This is a genomic window from Pseudomonas sp. NPDC087336 (assembly GCF_044744285.1).
Lineage (GTDB): Bacteria > Pseudomonadota > Gammaproteobacteria > Pseudomonadales > Pseudomonadaceae > Aquipseudomonas.
Map to the genome: position 1 here is coordinate 124,516 of NZ_JBIUYA010000017.1, position 16,013 is coordinate 140,528.

At 52.1% G+C, this 16,013-nt stretch carries 14 protein-coding genes and 4 pseudogenes; 17 read left to right on the forward strand and 1 reads right to left on the reverse strand.

Annotated elements, in window-relative coordinates; genetic code table 11:
• Positions 1 to 3 precede the first annotated feature (3 nt).
• From peaB to ACIO0C_RS18625, 11 genes and pseudogenes are all read left to right on the forward strand, one after another.
• Entirely contained in the window at positions 4 to 1,437 is a 1,434-nt protein-coding gene (gene peaB, locus ACIO0C_RS18575; protein ID WP_401314382.1) for a quinohemoprotein amine dehydrogenase maturation protein, read from the forward strand.
• On the forward strand, positions 1,434 to 1,760 hold the full coding sequence (qhpC, locus tag ACIO0C_RS18580) for a quinohemoprotein amine dehydrogenase subunit gamma (protein ID WP_126588088.1): 327 nt from the start codon (positions 1,434 to 1,436) through the stop codon (positions 1,758 to 1,760). The genes peaB and qhpC overlap by 4 nt, the downstream gene beginning before the upstream one ends.
• A gap of 50 nt (positions 1,761 to 1,810) precedes the next feature.
• Positions 1,811 to 2,851 (forward strand): quinohemoprotein amine dehydrogenase subunit beta, encoded by a 1,041-nt coding sequence (gene peaD / locus ACIO0C_RS18585; RefSeq protein WP_401314384.1) that lies wholly within the window; start codon positions 1,811 to 1,813, stop codon positions 2,849 to 2,851.
• On the forward strand, positions 2,851 to 3,519 hold the full coding sequence (locus ACIO0C_RS18590; RefSeq protein WP_401314386.1) for a S8 family serine peptidase: 669 nt from the start codon (positions 2,851 to 2,853) through the stop codon (positions 3,517 to 3,519). Before peaD ends, ACIO0C_RS18590 begins: the two co-directional genes overlap by 1 nt.
• 271 nt (positions 3,520 to 3,790) lie before the next feature.
• A pseudogene (locus ACIO0C_RS18595) lies at positions 3,791 to 4,900 on the forward strand (HAMP domain-containing protein); the annotation flags it as partial.
• Between the two features lie 342 nt (positions 4,901 to 5,242).
• A pseudogene (locus ACIO0C_RS18600) lies at positions 5,243 to 5,758 on the forward strand (methyl-accepting chemotaxis protein); the annotation flags it as partial.
• Between the two features lie 197 nt (positions 5,759 to 5,955).
• Entirely contained in the window at positions 5,956 to 6,489 is a 534-nt protein-coding gene (locus ACIO0C_RS18605) for a TetR/AcrR family transcriptional regulator (RefSeq protein WP_401314423.1), read from the forward strand.
• Between the two features lie 73 nt (positions 6,490 to 6,562).
• The gene (locus ACIO0C_RS18610) at positions 6,563 to 7,330 is read left to right on the forward strand and encodes an MBL fold metallo-hydrolase (protein WP_401314388.1); all 768 of its coding nucleotides are present in this window, start codon (positions 6,563 to 6,565) and stop codon (positions 7,328 to 7,330) included.
• Positions 7,331 to 7,371: 41 nt separating this feature from the next.
• Positions 7,372 to 7,782 (forward strand): ester cyclase, encoded by a 411-nt coding sequence (locus ACIO0C_RS18615; protein ID WP_401314390.1) that lies wholly within the window; start codon positions 7,372 to 7,374, stop codon positions 7,780 to 7,782.
• A gap of 708 nt (positions 7,783 to 8,490) precedes the next feature.
• Positions 8,491 to 8,793: an OmpW family protein gene (locus tag ACIO0C_RS18620; protein ID WP_401314392.1), complete on the forward strand. Its 303-nt coding sequence runs from the start codon at positions 8,491 to 8,493 to the stop codon at positions 8,791 to 8,793.
• 347 nt (positions 8,794 to 9,140) lie between these two features.
• Complete coding sequence (locus ACIO0C_RS18625; RefSeq protein WP_401314394.1) at positions 9,141 to 9,356, forward strand: hypothetical protein; 216 nt, start codon at positions 9,141 to 9,143, stop codon at positions 9,354 to 9,356.
• Positions 9,357 to 9,492: 136 nt separating this feature from the next.
• Here the strand turns inward: ACIO0C_RS18625 and hisN are convergent, their stop codons facing one another.
• The gene (hisN, locus tag ACIO0C_RS18630; protein WP_401314396.1) at positions 9,493 to 10,284 is read right to left on the reverse strand and encodes a histidinol-phosphatase; all 792 of its coding nucleotides are present in this window, start codon (positions 10,282 to 10,284) and stop codon (positions 9,493 to 9,495) included.
• A 570-nt stretch (positions 10,285 to 10,854) separates the two neighbouring features.
• On the opposite strand from hisN, the gene ACIO0C_RS18635 reads away from it, so the two are divergent.
• The 6 genes and pseudogenes from ACIO0C_RS18635 to ACIO0C_RS18660 all read left to right on the forward strand — a co-directional run.
• Positions 10,855 to 11,808: an AraC family transcriptional regulator gene (locus tag ACIO0C_RS18635; RefSeq protein ID WP_401314398.1), complete on the forward strand. Its 954-nt coding sequence runs from the start codon at positions 10,855 to 10,857 to the stop codon at positions 11,806 to 11,808.
• A 159-nt stretch (positions 11,809 to 11,967) separates the two neighbouring features.
• On the forward strand, positions 11,968 to 13,323 hold the full coding sequence (benA, locus tag ACIO0C_RS18640; RefSeq protein ID WP_401314399.1) for a benzoate 1,2-dioxygenase large subunit: 1,356 nt from the start codon (positions 11,968 to 11,970) through the stop codon (positions 13,321 to 13,323).
• Entirely contained in the window at positions 13,323 to 13,811 is a 489-nt protein-coding gene (gene benB / locus ACIO0C_RS18645) for a benzoate 1,2-dioxygenase small subunit (RefSeq protein ID WP_401314401.1), read from the forward strand. The genes benA and benB overlap by 1 nt, the downstream gene beginning before the upstream one ends.
• 24 nt (positions 13,812 to 13,835) lie before the next feature.
• Complete coding sequence (gene benC, locus ACIO0C_RS18650) at positions 13,836 to 14,846, forward strand: benzoate 1,2-dioxygenase electron transfer component BenC (RefSeq protein WP_401314403.1); 1,011 nt, start codon at positions 13,836 to 13,838, stop codon at positions 14,844 to 14,846.
• 64 nt (positions 14,847 to 14,910) lie between these two features.
• A pseudogene (locus tag ACIO0C_RS18655) lies at positions 14,911 to 15,672 on the forward strand (1,6-dihydroxycyclohexa-2,4-diene-1-carboxylate dehydrogenase).
• A gap of 182 nt (positions 15,673 to 15,854) precedes the next feature.
• A pseudogene (locus ACIO0C_RS18660) lies at positions 15,855 to 16,013 on the forward strand (heme ABC transporter permease); the annotation flags it as partial.

Consider the following 16,013-nt stretch of genomic DNA (forward strand, 5'->3'; position numbering starts at 1 on the left):
CCCATGACAGCGCTTACTCTTATTCGACATAACGCGCATCAAATCAATGTGGATGGTCATGCGATGATGATGCATGTCCCCAGTAGCAGCCTTTTCGAGCTTGATGGGGTGGGGCGCGATGTATATGACTTATTCAGTCGCATCGACCGCGTTGACAGCGATGTCATGCGCACCGAACTTGGTTCGCGGCATTCCGTCGAGAGCCTTGCGGAGTGTGTCAGTAGTTTTATCGATCTGGATATTTTGCGTGAGACCGGCTCACCAGAATTACCTCGTGCTATTGCTAAAGTCGAAGAAATTCCGCTTTCGACAATCGTTCTCAATGTGAATACAGGCTGCAATCTTTCCTGTACTTATTGCTACAAAGAAGACCTCACGACCCCTTCCAAGGGCGTGAAGATGAGCTTCGATATAGCCAAGGCTTCGTTTGAGATGTTGCTTAAACAGGCCAAAAATCGAGACCAGGTCAATCTCGTTTTTTTTGGTGGTGAACCACTCTCCAACTATGCGCTTATACGCGAAATGGTTCCCTATGCCGAAGCTCGAGCCGCGGAGGAGGGCAAGAAAATTGATTTTTCACTAACCACTAATGGCACTCTTTTAACTGAGTCGATGGTTGATTGGCTCAACGAGCATCGCTTTGGCATAACTGTATCCATGGACGGTCCAAAAGCTATGCATGATGCAAACCGTATTACGGTGGGCGGAAACGGAACTTATGACGTGGTGGCGCGCAAGGTACGTATGTTGCTCTCGCGATATACCGCACGCGCTGTAGGTGTCCGCGTGACGCTTACCAGGGGAGTTACAGATGTGCTCGGCATCCATAATCATCTGAAAAATGATTTGGGTTTTGCTGAAGTTGGATTTGGGCCAGCTACTTCAGGTCCAATCGCATCGTTTAACTTGGATAACGATGCTTTGAAGCAAGTGTTCAACGACATGAAAACGTTGGGTCGGCGGTATGTCGAAGCGGCCTGCCGTGGTGAAAATATCGGCTTCTCAAATATGCACCAGTTATTAACAGATATCGCTCAAGGTACTAAAAAAGTAGTGCCCTGTGGTGCCGGCTTGGGACTGCTGGCTGTCGACAAGGATGGCGACCTCCACTTATGCCATCGCTTCGTTGGGTCTGACCAACCGACTTACGGCAACGTGGATCGCGGTATCGATGTTCCGAAATTAGCTGCGTTCATTGAGGGCGCTCAAGATCGTAGTAGTTTCGGCTGTAAAACCTGTCGAATTCGCTCAATTTGTGCGGGAGGGTGTTATCACGAATCTTATGCGAAACAAGGTGACCCGTTTGCTCCTGTTTATCACTACTGCGATTTGCTGCGCGACTGGGTTGATTTCGGAATCGAATCTTACGTGCGAATCATGAAAAACAATCCTAGTTTTTTCCGTAATCATATCGAACCACGGAGCGCCAAAGTATGAAACATCTCACCCCAGCCAATGCCAAGGCCAAGATTTTTGTCGAAGCCCACGCCGAAGGTCGTGAGGAAGAAGTTGTGGCAATGAATGCCCTGGTCGGATGTTCAACTTCCTTTGACCCGGGATGGGAGATCGACGGGTTTGGTGGTGTTTCCAACCTGTGTCAACCGATGGAAGCAGATCTGTACGCTTGTTCTGACCCCTGCTGGTGGCCAGCACAAGTACCCGACACGATGTCCACTTATCCTAACTGGGGTAAGGATACTGCAGACCCCACTCAGGATTGGCGTAATTTGAATTCCGTTTTCCCCGAATCTAAGGGCTAATAATAATGATAAAATCAATATGTTTCGCTGCGCTATCGATGGTCGGTGCAATGGGCGCCACCCCTGTCATCGCCAAAGATTTCTTGTCAGTTGTTGCACACCCTGACAAAGTTTTCATTGTTGATATGGATAATCGGCAGATATTAAAAAATTTTGTTGTGGAAAATAGCGGCGCTACGCCGATTGTTTCTGCGGTAAGCCCTGATGCCAAATATGTATATGTACTGGCTAATGGCGGTCAAAGTGTTGTCAAGATGGATATGGAAACAGGGAAAAATCTGCTCCGTCTGGATATGAGCAAGGCGGATGAGCGTGTGTGGGCTACCTGGGGAATGAATCTCTCACCGGATGGCAAAACTATCGCCGTTTATCAGAACCCGGTTAAACATCTTCGTAACGAGTTCAAGGTCCAGCCCACGCGTATCGCGTTATACGATGCAGAAACATTGACGTTGAAATTTACAGCGCCAGCTCCTCGTCAAGTCACAATGCTAATGTACTCGACTGACGGCAAAAAAATCTTTGCTCTCGGAAAAGACTTGTATGTATTCGACGCTGAGTCTGGAAGACAACTGGAGGAATTGCCCATTCAAAAATGGTCGCAAAAGGACCACTTTCCTCCGGATATGTTGAATGTATGGTATCAATACGATAACTCTCAACTCATGATTGCGCCGTACTATGTAAAGCTACGTAATAAAGATCCAGCTTCCCCGGATGCATTTCAAACAGGTCTGCTTACCCTTGATCTGAAACAAGGGAAGATACAAATGAACGACATAGAGCCAACGCAAACAATCTATTTTTCGATGGCGGCTAGCCCGGATCACAAACGTGCGTATGCCGTTTATAATGTGCTGCAATCTTTCGATTTGGCCAATGGAGGTAAACCTCTCAAGCAGGTAAATCTTCCTCATACGTTCTATTCTGTAGTTGTTAGTTCTGATAATAAATATGTTTGGATTGGTGGCGCAGGCGGCGATTTACTTGTCTATGACGGTGCGACATTGGAAAAAGTGGGAGAGTTGAAGCTTCCTGGTAATGCAAACATGTCAAACAACTCGGCCTTGCGGTTGTTCACGGTTCAGTAATGGTCATTCGTATTGGCGTAATTGATAGCGGAGGACCTTTGACAGAAATCGAAGGTTCTCTGGCTTTTCGAGCCGGTGGCGTCGTCGAGCCGTGCGTGCCGGATCGGCTGGGACATGGAACTAAAGTCGCTGAGGTGATTCGCAAAAGCTGTAGTGCTGTTGTGATCACTCATGCACAGGTGTTTCACGAACGGCCAGTTACCTCAGCTCTTCAGGTCGCGATGGCCGTCGATTGGTTTGTTTCACGACCACCGCCTGATCGTGTGGACATTATCTGCATGAGCTTGGGATTAGCTGCTGATCGTGCGTCTTTACGCGAGGCAATCCATAGTGCCAATAAGCAGAAGGTGCTGATTGTTGCGGCTAGTCCGGCCCGAGGTATCGCTTGTTATCCGGCTGGTTACGATAGTGTGATTGGTGGTACTGGCGACGCGAGATGTCAGTGGGAACAACTTTCGCGCCTAGGGCCTCGTTTGTTCGGAGCCTGGAGTAACTCTCCCGAATATGGCGGAACGGGCATGGCTGGGGCCAGCTTGGGAGCCGCTCGCGTGGCTGGGTATTTAGCCAGTATCCTCATGGAGGAAGGGCGCGCTCTAGAGTTCAAGGAAGCTCTCTCCTTAATGGGAGCGCGTTGCGATTTCTTTGGCGCTGAAAAACGCGTTAGCTGATGAGCTTTTTGCTCGCGCAGAAATATCAATCGGAGAGTAGTCACGTTATGTGACTGGCTTGACCCCACAATAAAAATGTCCCGGGCACGGGGAGGTATCTATGCGTTTTGCGCGCGTCTCCATCAAGTGGAAAATCACGTTATTAGCAGGATTTTGTTTACTTTGCACCGTAGTGCTGTTGGTTAGTACTTCCCTGTATCGCATGAATACCAGCCTGGAACTCGTAAAATCAGCTAATTCGCAAATGCTTGAGGCTGCTGCGCGTGCACGTATGGAGGCTCGTGGACAACAGCAAGCTGAGACTACTCAGCGATTTTTTTCGGATATTTATCACTACGGCAACCAATTCACCAGACAAGTCCAACAGCTACGCGATCAGGCTACCAAGCATGAGGTCGATCCCCGAGAGTTGCGCAAGGATCTGAATCAGTTGGTCCACGACGGCCTAAAAGCTAATCCCTCGTTACTGAACTTGTACGTAGTGTTCGCACCTGACGCACTGGATGGCCAGGATGCGCGTTTTAGGGATGAGCCAAACTCTGGAAGTAATGAAAGAGGGCGATTTGCTTCTTACTGGAGTCAGAAGGATTCCACGGACAGTTACATGGCTGTACCCGAGAAAATCATTGCGGATACCACGCCAATGTTGGATGGAACTCCGTTCAACACATGGTATAGCTGCCCAGAGCAAACTTTTAGACCATGCGTGCTCAATCCTTATTTCGACGACACGTCTGGCCAGCCATTGCTGATGACCACCCTTGCTTTTCCTTTGATCGAAAAAGGCAAAGTCGTCGCGATCATCGGCGCGGATATCAGCTTGAGCCGCCTGCAACAGCTCAGTCTGGATGGAAGCAAGCAGTTGTATGACGGTAGGGGAACATTGCGAATAGTCAGCTCTGCAGGACTAATCGCTGGCGACAGTCATAATCCAAGTTCCCTAGGCCGGACATTGGATAGCGTCAAGGAGAGCGGAACCAGCCTCCTGTCGATGCTGAGCTCCGGTAAGTCTCAGGCTATTGATACGGTGACCAGCTTACGCATTTTGGAGCCGCTGAATGTGATTCCTGAAGGCAAGCCATGGGGACTGGTCATAGAGGTTCCGCGAGCAATTTTGTTGGAGCCTGCGCTTGCTCTGCATCAAGAACTGGATGAGCGAACCCTCACCGGAGCTCTATGGGAAACAGGCCTTGCCGCAGGCGTGGCTCTGTTTGGTTTGGTTGTGCTGTGGTTGACCGCCCGTGGCGTCAGTAAGCCGATCTTGGGTGTCTCCAGTATGCTTCGCGATATCGCGAGCGGTGAGGGCGATTTAACCAAGCGTTTAAGCTATCAAGGCAGTGATGAATTGGGTCAGTTGGCAGGTTGGTTTAATCGCTTCCTGGACAAACTTCAACCAATAATCCGTGACGTGAAGGCGTCGGTGCATGATGCACGTATTACGGCAGACCAATCAGCGACACTGTCCGAGCAAACAAGTACAGGCATGGAGCACCAGTTCAGGGAAATCGAACAGGTGGCCACGGCGTCGCAGGAAATGAGTGCCACAGCTCATGACGTGGCCAATAGCGCGGCACAGGCTGCTCAAGCTGCCCGAGGTGCGGAGCAGGCGACCTCAGATGGTCTTGCGGTTATAGAGCAAACCACGCACATGATAGATGGTTTGGCTAAAGACATGAGTCTTGCGGTAAGAGAAGTCGAGGGTCTGGCGGCTAGTAGCGGACAAATTGGTTCTGTACTGGATGTCATACGTGCGATTGCCGAGCAAACCAATCTATTGGCGCTGAACGCTGCCATCGAGGCCGCGCGGGCGGGGGATGCCGGCCGGGGTTTCGCTGTTGTTGCCGATGAAGTGAGAGGGTTGGCAAAGCGAACACAAGACTCCGTCGAGGAGGTGCGCTTGGTGATTGAGAGGTTGCAGCGTGGTACTCATGAGGTAGTGAGCGCAATGAACAACAATCACCAACAGGCTCAGGGCAGTGCAGGGCAGGTCGAACAAGCAGTGACGGCACTGCTGCGTATCAGCGACGCGGTTTCGATCATCAATAACATGAACCTGCAAATCGCCAGCGCGGCAGAGGAGCAGAGCGCTGTCGCTGAAGAGGTGACTCGGAATGTGGCGTCCATACGTGATGTCACTGAGTCGTTGTCCGATCAGTCGAAAAAGTCTGCGCAGATAAGTCAGTCGTTGAACAAGTTGGCTAATCACCAACAAGGATTGATGGAGCAGTTTCGGGTTTAGGTGAGGGGTTGAGAGTTGGTATCTGCGGACGCTACTTAGTGATGAGCGGTATATAAATGCACTGGACCGATCGGTCCATAATTGCTAAAGTGCTTCTCATGCAAAGTAGGAGTATTTGCACTCTTCGCACTAGAGCCCTCTAATCGATCATGTCAAGACCCCAGGAATTCAACACACAGGAAGCACTTCACAAGGCAATGGCCATGTTCTGGTGCAAAGGATACGAGGCCACGTCAATGGCTGATCTCCTGAGCGCAACCGGACTGAGCAAGAGTAGTTTGTACGCCACATTTGGCAGCAAGCACGAACTGTTCATCAGTGCGTTCGACCTCTATAGGCAAGAACGTGCCAGGGACATGTACAGAGCCCTGGAGAATGGCCCGGCACGGCAGGCTATCGAGACGTTCTTCCGCCTGCTCTTTACGGACATCGTTAAACCTGGGGAATCCCGTGGCTGCATGAGCATCAATCAGGCTGTCGAGATGGCGGCACATGATCCTGAAGTTCGTCTGAGGGTTATGGATGACTTCCGTCTCATTGAGGAGGCCTTGGTGAGCACTATTGAGCGGGGACAAAAAGATTGTTCATTGGCCAGTCGGCGGAGCGCCCGCGAATTGGCCCGTCTTTTGGTTTTGGCCTTCCCTGGATTACAGGTGATGGCGCGTGCAGGATATATAAAAGATGATCTGGAGAGTGCCTTGCATCTGCTACTCTCAAATTTGGATGGATAATCCTAGAGAGTTTTTTTAGCTATTTTGGACCGATCGGTCCTTAATATAAAACAACCTGAGCCGAGGAAATATTATGCAAGTCAGACAAATACGTAATGCCACGCTAATCATCGAATACGCAGGGAGTCGGTTCCTCATTGATCCTTTGCTGGCAGAGAAGGGGGCTTATCCAGGTTTTGAGGGCACGGCTAACAGCCATTTATTCAACCCTACGGTGGCTTTAGCGGTGTCGATGGATGAGATTCTAAATGTTGACGCCGTCATTGTTACCCACACCCACCCAGATCACTGGGACGAGGCAGCCAAGGCGTTGGTTCCCAAGCACCTTCCGATTTTTACCCAGGATGAGCAAGACCGTGAGTTGATTCTGTCCCAAGGTTTCAGCGATGTGCGGCTGATAAAAGGGGCGCAATTTAACAGCGTTTCGCTGTTCCAGACATCCGGTCAGCACGGCACCGATGGCGCCATCGCGGCCATGGGCGAGATTTTAGGCGAGGTGTGTGGGGTGGTATTTAGCCATCCGAATGAGAAAACGCTCTACCTCGCCGGCGATACTATCTGGAATCAATACGTTCAGGACAGTCTGCAGCAGTTTCAGCCCGAGGTTGTCATTCTCAACGCTGGCGATGCCCAGGTGATCGAGCTCGGCTCCATCATCATGGGTAAGCAGGACGTCTACGAAGTTTTCCGTGCCGCACCCCAAGCAACGCTAATTGCCACTCATATGGAGTCGGTGAACCATGCCGTACTGACGCGCCAAGAGCTTCGTGAGTTCTCTGTGCAAAAGGGCATGACCGACCGACTGCTCATCCCCGAGGATGGCGAGACTTACAGCCTCTGATTCACCCAACCAAACACCGATTTAGCAAGGAGATAGTGGATATGTCAGTCGAAGCGAACAAAGAGTTGGTCCGCAAGTTCTATACAGCTGTTCAGCGCGAGGATTACGCGGCTGCGGCTAGCTTCTGCCACGAAGACTTTGTGTTTTATACCCAGGTGGACACACCTATTCTTGGCTCTGCAGGTTTCGTCCAGTCGGAGAAAAAGAATTTCGATGCTTTTGAGGGTTTCAGTTTTACGATCGAGGTTTTGTTTGCCGAGGGCGATCAGGTTGCGGCCTACATGTTGTTCGATGGGCGGCAAACCGGAGTGTTCGACGGGTTTGAGCCGAAAGGGACTAGAGTGCGATTTTCCCTGATGATGCTACTCACGATTTCTGATGGAAAAATCATCGAGAAACGGGCGCATTTTGATCGAATGGACATTCGAAAGCAGCTGTCCGCAACAGCCTGAGTCTATGGTGCTCGACGACTTCATTTCTCCAGTAGTAATGAAGCGTCGAGGGGGATGTCAAAACGCCAATGTTTGGCGCTACACGATGCTAAAAATTTGCGATAAAACGCGGATATCAAGATCGACTTGGTTCTGAAAAAAACTTGGATGTTATCTTGTCGTGAGTTTAATAGTTTCGGAGCTATTGAAAACTAAAGCTCGTTAGTGTTTTGTTTGAAGTCAAGGGCTTCGCTTGTTCGGCGGGCTGAATTTGTTCAGGTATAACTCATCAGCATGATCTTTATTGGCTGGCGAGGTTTTTTGCACTCAAAAATAAACTAACAAAAAAAGAGTGAATTACGAAATGTGTCAGCACTCAACTTGTCGTGATCGTAAATCATTAGTTGCAATCGCCTGTGCGGGACTTTTATCTGCTGCCGCCGGACCAGCTTTTGCGGAGGACTCTCCATGGTGGGCGCGTGTCGGCCCGGGATATATCGATTACTCTGAGGACGCGACGCTTAAAGCATTTGGCACTAAAATTCCCGGTGCGAACGCTGAAGCAAACAACAATACGGCGTTCATTGTAGAGATTGGGTACGATCTAACTCCTAATTGGTCGCTGGGGTTTACCTTCGGAACGCCTCCAGAGGTTACGCTCTCCGGAACTGGGACTGCAAAAGGCGTGGGTACCCTGGGTAAAGCCAAGTACGCACCCTCTGTTTTTCATTGCAGTATCAGTTCAACGAAGATGACGCATTACGTCCGTACTTCGGCGCAGGCGCTTCCTATATGCACATATTTAGTTCCAAGGATGGGGCTGTTCAAGGGCTAGAGGTGAAAGATGAGTGGGGTTTCCAGATCCAGGCGGGCGCCGAGTACTGGGTTACCAGAGAATACGGCATATTTCTTGATGTGAAAAAAATCTATCTCAAGAGCGAAGCAACGGGAACATTGAATGGTGCTCCTGTTAAGGCTGAGGTCACCTTGAATCCTTTGGTGATCCAAACGGGTTTTGTTTTTCATTTCTGATGTTCAACGACAAATCCCGCACAATAGTTTGCGGGATTTGTCGTCTTGGGGGTGACGATCACCGAAAGGGTGTGGGCAGGGTTGTAATCCTGAGGGTATAAGTTGAGTGGGTGTAGCAGGGAGCGAACCGTATTTGGTCATCTAGGTTGGTTGCCTAGTAGCGGCTGACACGCCTGATTGTTAAGTCGATGATTTCGATCAGACAGACTTACGGTTCGCCGTTGGCAAGGGCGCCGGCTATGACCTGTTCTGGCGCGCACCCTAAAAGGTGCCCCGCTGGAGCCGGCCGAGACGTCAGGGGCAGCGGTAGACCTGTACTTCGATAAGGATTGGACGCCGCGGCGGGTGTGGGTCAGCCGCTGGAAAGGATGGCTGCGGCCGGCTCTCGTTATCGGGTGCTGGAGAGTGTGTTCACCTCCATTCGTCAGGTGATGGCCGTGCCTCGCCTGCGTGAAGCGGGTGCAGCCTATATGAGGGCTTTCGTTGAGCGCAAGAAGGCCGAAGGCTTCGCTATCAGGGTGCGCACCGCGAGCGGTCAAGCGGCTGCTTCCGTGGTCTCGTAATGATGAATAGCACTGATTGCATGGATACTGCTGAAGGTTTGCATGTGGATGAATCGAGCAAGTTATCAAGGGTTGCTCTGGGGCGTTGGTGTATGTTTTACATGTTAGAAACGCCCCGGGCGGACCTGCGTTTTACTTAGCTTGCATGCTGTAGGAGTTCAATCAGTTGGGTATGCAGCGTGGGATCTCCGCAGGCCACGACGGTGCCGCCGTTTTGCGCCGTACTTCCATCCCAAGCCGTCATTCGGCCACCCGCGGCTTCGATGATCGGGATCAATGCCTGTACGTCATAGGGCTGTAGTGCTGCCTCGATGATCACATCGACGAAGCCCGAGGCCAACATGCAATAGGCGTAACAATCACCGCCAAAACGGACCAACTGTGCCTGGCTCGCCACCTGTTCAAAGGCGTTTTTTCTTTTGACTGTGTCGAACATATCGGGGGTTGTGCACATCAGCTTCGCAGATGTGAGCTGTGAGCAGGTCCGGGTTTTCAATGCTGTACCATTGCGCCAGGCGCCTTGGGCGCTACCGAAGTATCGCTCACCGGTAAACGGTTGATTCATGACCCCTAATACCGGGCGCTGGCCATCGTTGAGCGCGATCAGCGTGCCCCACAGGGGCAGTCCGGTGACGAAGGCGCGTGTGCCATCAATCGGGTCCAGGACCCAGGTCAGTTCACTTTCTCCGGCATAGGCGGCTTCCTCCTCACCCAGTACTCCATGCATGGGGTAGCGATTGCGAATGAGTTTACGCATGGCCTGCTCGGCTGCTTTGTCGGCCGCGGTGACGGGGTCGAAGAACCGACCCCCTTTATCCTCTACTTTGATTGCTGTTCGGAAGTAGGGCTCAATGGCCGCGGCAGCAGCTTCCGCCAGTTGCTCGGCGAAATCCAAGTACTCAGTGAGCTGGTCGGTAGTGAGTGGCATCGGGTGCACCAATATACAAAGTGATTGACGAAGACATCTTGAAGTTATCGACCATGATCCAGAGGGTGCCAGATTTAGGCAAGTTGGTTGAAAGTTTCGGCTAGAAAAGGGTCATATGCGACTCTACTTCCAGTAATAAAATTTCCCTATGGCCACATTCCAGTGGAATGATTGGCCATGCGCTAAGTTTTACTGAAAATTATGAAAGTGACTACGCTTTCAGCTTCTAAGCAAGCTAGATCGACGGCAAAATTTTCCATTTGCTAAGATCTGCGCTCCTCTTGATGTAAATATTGGGCTGGGTCTCGTACTCCAATGCCCACACCTATGTCTAGGTCGCTTAGTTCTTGATCGTGGTGGCTAAGCCAAACGATGGTGCGTTTCGATGCAGGCCTTACTATGCGTGTTCCAAAGTGCTCATGCGGTGCGCTGAAGTGTTCAAGGTTTGAACATGATCCGGGCGCTGAGGTCGTCTGCGACGATGATTTTGTGTATGGCACACCTATTGCTGAAGGTTTCTGTGAGGCGACACATTGCAGTGATACGGTCTAATTATACGAAGGCATCGCGATGAGTGTATTATTTCTTACCGAGCAGAGCCTAATATTTGAATTTTCTGAGCCGCAAGATGTTTCGAACTATGTCAATAAATACATTGGCCGACATTGTATAGCTCTAACTGATTATCGAGGTGTGCGAGCTAGCTTGAGTCACCGTGCCTTGGCGGATCTCGATCTATGCCGAATCACCTACGGGGGGAGTGTAAGGGTAAGCTCGTCTGCATTGAATGATGTATATCATATCCAGGTTATATTGCGCGGGAGTTGTTTGTGGCGTGTTAAAGGGCGTTACCTTCGTCTTCGGCCGGGTGAGTTGATAGTGATTAACCCAGATGACCCAGTGGATTTTACTTACTCTGAAGATTGTGAGAAGTTTATCCTCAAGGTGCCGTTGAAGGTTCTCGAAGACGTCTGTGTTGAGCAGCGATGGGCCTACCCCAAGCACGGAATTCGTTTTATAGAGACGCTCTATCATTTAGCTGATGTTGAAGGTCTAGCTGCCTTGCTAGCCATGATGTGTAAGGAAGCCGAATCAGAAAATAGAACTTATAGAGTTGATAAAAGCTATCAGTACATTTTTGCAGCAAAAATGCTGAGCTTGTTAAAGTCTAATGTGCTTCGCACGAAGCATAATGCAACAATCGTCGTAATGCTGGAGAAAATCGACTCGTATATTGATGGCAATATGGATATACGTGTCGAGGAGCTAGCTGATTTAGCCGGTGTAAGTGTGCGTGTTTTTTATACACTGTTTGAGCGACATGTAGGTGTCTCTCCGAAGAGGTATATAAGAGGCAGAAAATTGGACAGGGTTCGAGAGTGCCTGACTGATTCCGCATGCAATATTAAAAGCATAACTGAATTGGCGTTTGACTACGGTTTTGTTCATCTTGGGAGGTTTGCTAATTTTTATAAGGATCGATTTGGCGAACTGCCATCTGAAACTTTAATGCGTCGGGCTTGATTTGGATGTCTCGGCATGATTGTTGTTTTTAGAATTAAAGAGCTCGCTTTACTTTAGTGCAGCAAAAAACGGATGGTGATCGGCAGTAATCGGATATCCATCTGGGATGGTGAGCGCTAGTTTATGTAGGCCTGAATAATAACAACGGAGGCTACGGCTATGTCCTTGGGAATCGAATACCTTAACTCTTTGCTTGAAGAAGATCGTGATAAGGGCGTCTACCGCTGCAAACGCGAGATGTTCACTGACCCTCGCCTGTTTGACCTTGAAATGAAACATATCTTCGAAGGTAACTGGCTATACCTTGCCCACGAAAGCCAAATCCCCGAGAAAAATGACTTCTTCACTACCACCATGGGGCGTCAGTCAATCTTCATCGCTCGCAACAAGGATGGGGTGCTCAATGCTTTCCTCAACGCCTGCAGCCATCGTGGCGCCATGCTCTGCCGACACAAAACCGGCAATAAATCATCCTACACTTGTCCGTTCCACGGCTGGACCTTCAACAATTCTGGCAAGTTGCTTAAGGTCAAGGATCCCGTTGATGCCGGTTACCCGGCGAGCTTCAACTGCGAAGGTTCCCATGACCTGACAAAGGTCGCTCGCTTCGAGTCCTATCGCGGCTTTCTGTTCGGCAGCCTCAATCCCGATGTAGTACCGCTGGTGGAGCACCTGGGTGAATCGGCGAAGATCATCGACATGATCGTCGACCAGTCGCCCGAAGGCTTGGAAGTGCTGCGCGGCTCTTCCTCGTATATTTATGAAGGCAACTGGAAGCTGACCGCCGAAAACGGTGCTGACGGCTACCATGTCAGCGCCGTGCACTGGAACTATGCTGCCACCCAGGCCCAGCGCAAGCTGCGCGAGGCCGGCGATGAAGTAAAAACCATGAGTGCCGGTGGGTGGGCCAAGAATGGTGGCGGTTTTTATTCCTTCGACAAGGGTCATCTACTGCTCTGGACCCGTTGGGCCAACCCAGAGGACCGTCCACTGTTCGAGCGCCGCGACGAACTGGCCGCCGACTTCGGTCAGGCCCGCGCCAACTGGATGATTGAGAACTCGCGCAACCTGTGCTTGTACCCCAACGTTTATCTGATGGACCAGTTTAGCTCGCAGATCCGCATTGCACGGCCACTCGCCGTGGACAAGACCGAGATCACCATCTACTGCATCGCCCCAAAAGGGGAGAGTGCTGATGCGCGCTCGCAACGCATTCGTCAGTACGAAGACTTCTTCAATGTCAGTGGCATGGCCACACCGGATGACCTCGAAGAATTCCGCTCCTGCCAGGTGGGCTACCAGGGTGGGCGTGGCTGGAACGACATGTCCCGTGGTGCCGCACACTGGGTCGAAGGTGCCGATGCCGCCGCCCAGGAAATCGATCTGCACCCACTGCTCAGCGGCGTGCGTACCGAAGATGAAGGCCTGTTCGTACTGCAACACAAGTACTGGCAGGAAACCATGCTCAAAGCACTCGCTACCGATCAGCAGTTGATTCCAGTGGAGACCGTTTAATGAGCATTTCTTTTGAGCAAGTGCGTGACTTCCTCTACGAAGAGGCGCGCTACCTGGACGACAACCAGTGGGACAATTGGTTGGAGTGCTATGCCACCGACGCAACCTTCTGGATGCCTGCGTGGGACGACAACGACCAACTTACCGAAGATCCACAGCGGGAAATCTCGCTGATCTGGTACGGCAACCGTGGAGGCCTGGAAGACCGGATATTCCGGATCAAGACCGAGCGGTCCAGCGCGACCATGCCCGATACCCGTACCTCGCATAACATTAGCAATCTGGAACTGCTCGAGCAAGGCGATGAGCTGTGTCGCCTGCGCTTCAACTGGCACACCCTGAGCTTTCGCTACAAGACCACCGACAGTTACTTTGGCACCAGCTTCTACACCCTTGATGTGCGCGGCGAGCGCCCGCTGATCAAGGCCAAGAAAGTGGTCCTCAAGAACGACTACGTCCGTCAGGTTATCGATATCTACCACATCTGATTGCAGCTATTCACGAGGTGCGTCATGCACAAAATCGCTTTGAATTTTGAGGACGGGGTCACCCGCTTCATTGACGCCACCGCTGACGAAACCGTGGCAGATGCCGCTTACCGCCAGGGTATCAATATTCCTCTGGACTGCCGCGACGGCGCCTGCGGTACCTGTAAGTGCTTTGCTGAGGTCGGCCGTTACGACCTGGGCCAGGAATACATCGAAGACGCGCTGAGCGAAGAAGAGGCTCAGCTCGGTTATGTGCTGACTTGCCAGATGCGTGCAGAGAGCGACTGCGTGGTGCGGGTGCCGACCTCGTCGCAGGTCTGCAAGACCGAACAGGCCAGCTACCAGGCCAGCATCAGCGAGGTACGCCAGCTATCCGACAGTACCATTGCGCTATCAATCAAGGGCGAGGCACTGGACAACCTGTCATTCCTCCCTGGGCAGTACGTCAACCTCGGCGTGCCCGGTAGCGAGCAGTTTCGCGCCTATTCCTTTAGCTCTCTGCAGAAAAACGGCGAGGTCAGCTTCCTGATCCGCAACGTGCCGGGCGGGTTGATGAGTAGCTTCCTTACTGGTCTGGCCAAGACCGGTGACAGCATGACCCTGGCAGGGCCGCTGGGTAGCTTTTATCTGCGTGAGATCCAACGTCCACTGTTGATGTTAGCTGGTGGCACGGGGCTGGCGCCGTTCACCGCAATGCTGGAGAAGATTGCCGAAAAGGGTAGCAAGCATCCTGTGCACCTGATCTACGGCGTGACCAACGATTTCGACTTGGTTGAACTGGATCGCCTTAAGGCCTTCGTTGTGCGTATCCCCAATTTCACCTTCAGTGCCTGCGTGGCCAACCGGGAAAGCCAATATCCGCTCAAGGGCTACGTCACCCAGCACATCGAGCCACGCCACCTAAACGAAGGCGATGTCGATGTGTACCTGTGTGGTCCGCCCCCGATGGTAGAAGCGGTCAGTCACTACATCCGCGAACAGGGCATCACGCCTGCGAACTTCTACTACGAGAAGTTCGCAGCGGCCGTAGCCTGAACCCGTTTACGGGGTCGACCGCATCGTGCTGGTACGGCCGGTCCCTTTTTTACTGGAGGTTGTCATGAACAACAGATTCGACAACAAGGTCGCGCTGGTCACCGGCGCGGCGCAGGGCATTGGACGGTAGGTGTGCGAACGGCTGCTGGCCGAAGGTGCTCGCTTGGTGGCGGTTGATCGTTCCGAACTGGTCCACGAGCTGGCGGGCGAGGGCGTGCTCACCCTGACCGCTGACCTTGAGCAGCACAGCGAATGTAGCCGGGTGATGGCTGCAGCGGTCGAGCGTTTTGAGCGCGTGGATGTGCTGATCAACAATGTCGGCGGGACTATCTGGGCCAAGCCCTTCGAGCACTACGAAGCGGCGCAGATTGAGGCTGAAGTACGCCGTTCGCTGTTCCCGACGCTATGGTGCTGCCATGCAGCGCTACCGTACATGCTCGATCAGGGCAGTGGCTCCATCGTCAATATATCTTCCATCGCCACCCGTAGTATCAACCGCGTGCCCTACGGCGCAGCCAAGGGCGGGGTGAACGCGCTGACGGCCTGCTTGGCCTTCGAAACTGCCGGTCGCGGCGTGCGTGTTAATGCCACTGCGCCTGGCGGTACCGAGGCACCGCCACGGCGGGTGCCGCGCAATACCGCCGAGCAGAGCGCCGAAGAGAAGGTCTGGTACCAGCAGATCGTCGACCAGACCATCAATAGCAGCTTGATGAAACGCTACGGCAACCTCGACGAGCAGGTCGGAGCGATCCTGTTCCTTGCTTCGGATGACGCCTCTTATATCACTGGCGTGACCCTGCCAGTAAGTGGTGGCGATCTCGGCTGATTCGAGAACTCTGCGATCGGCGCAATGCTGTTGGCAACCTTCGCTTATCACGGTCTGCACCTGGCGGCAGTACGGCGAACCTTTGCACAGGTCGCGAGGCGTGTGCAAAGGGCAATAGGTTGCGCGTTCAGAAAAGGCAGACCTTGACTCTCATTGCGAAGACCAGCCGTGATGGAAACACTATGAACTGGACGTGGTTTCACAAGCTCGGCTCGCCCAAATGGTTTTACGGTATCAGCGGCAAAATGCTGCCATGGTTGAGCGTCGCGGCGTTGCTGCTGATCGGCGTCGGCATGGTCTGGGGCCTGGCCTTCGCGCCGCCGGACTACCAGCAGGGCAAC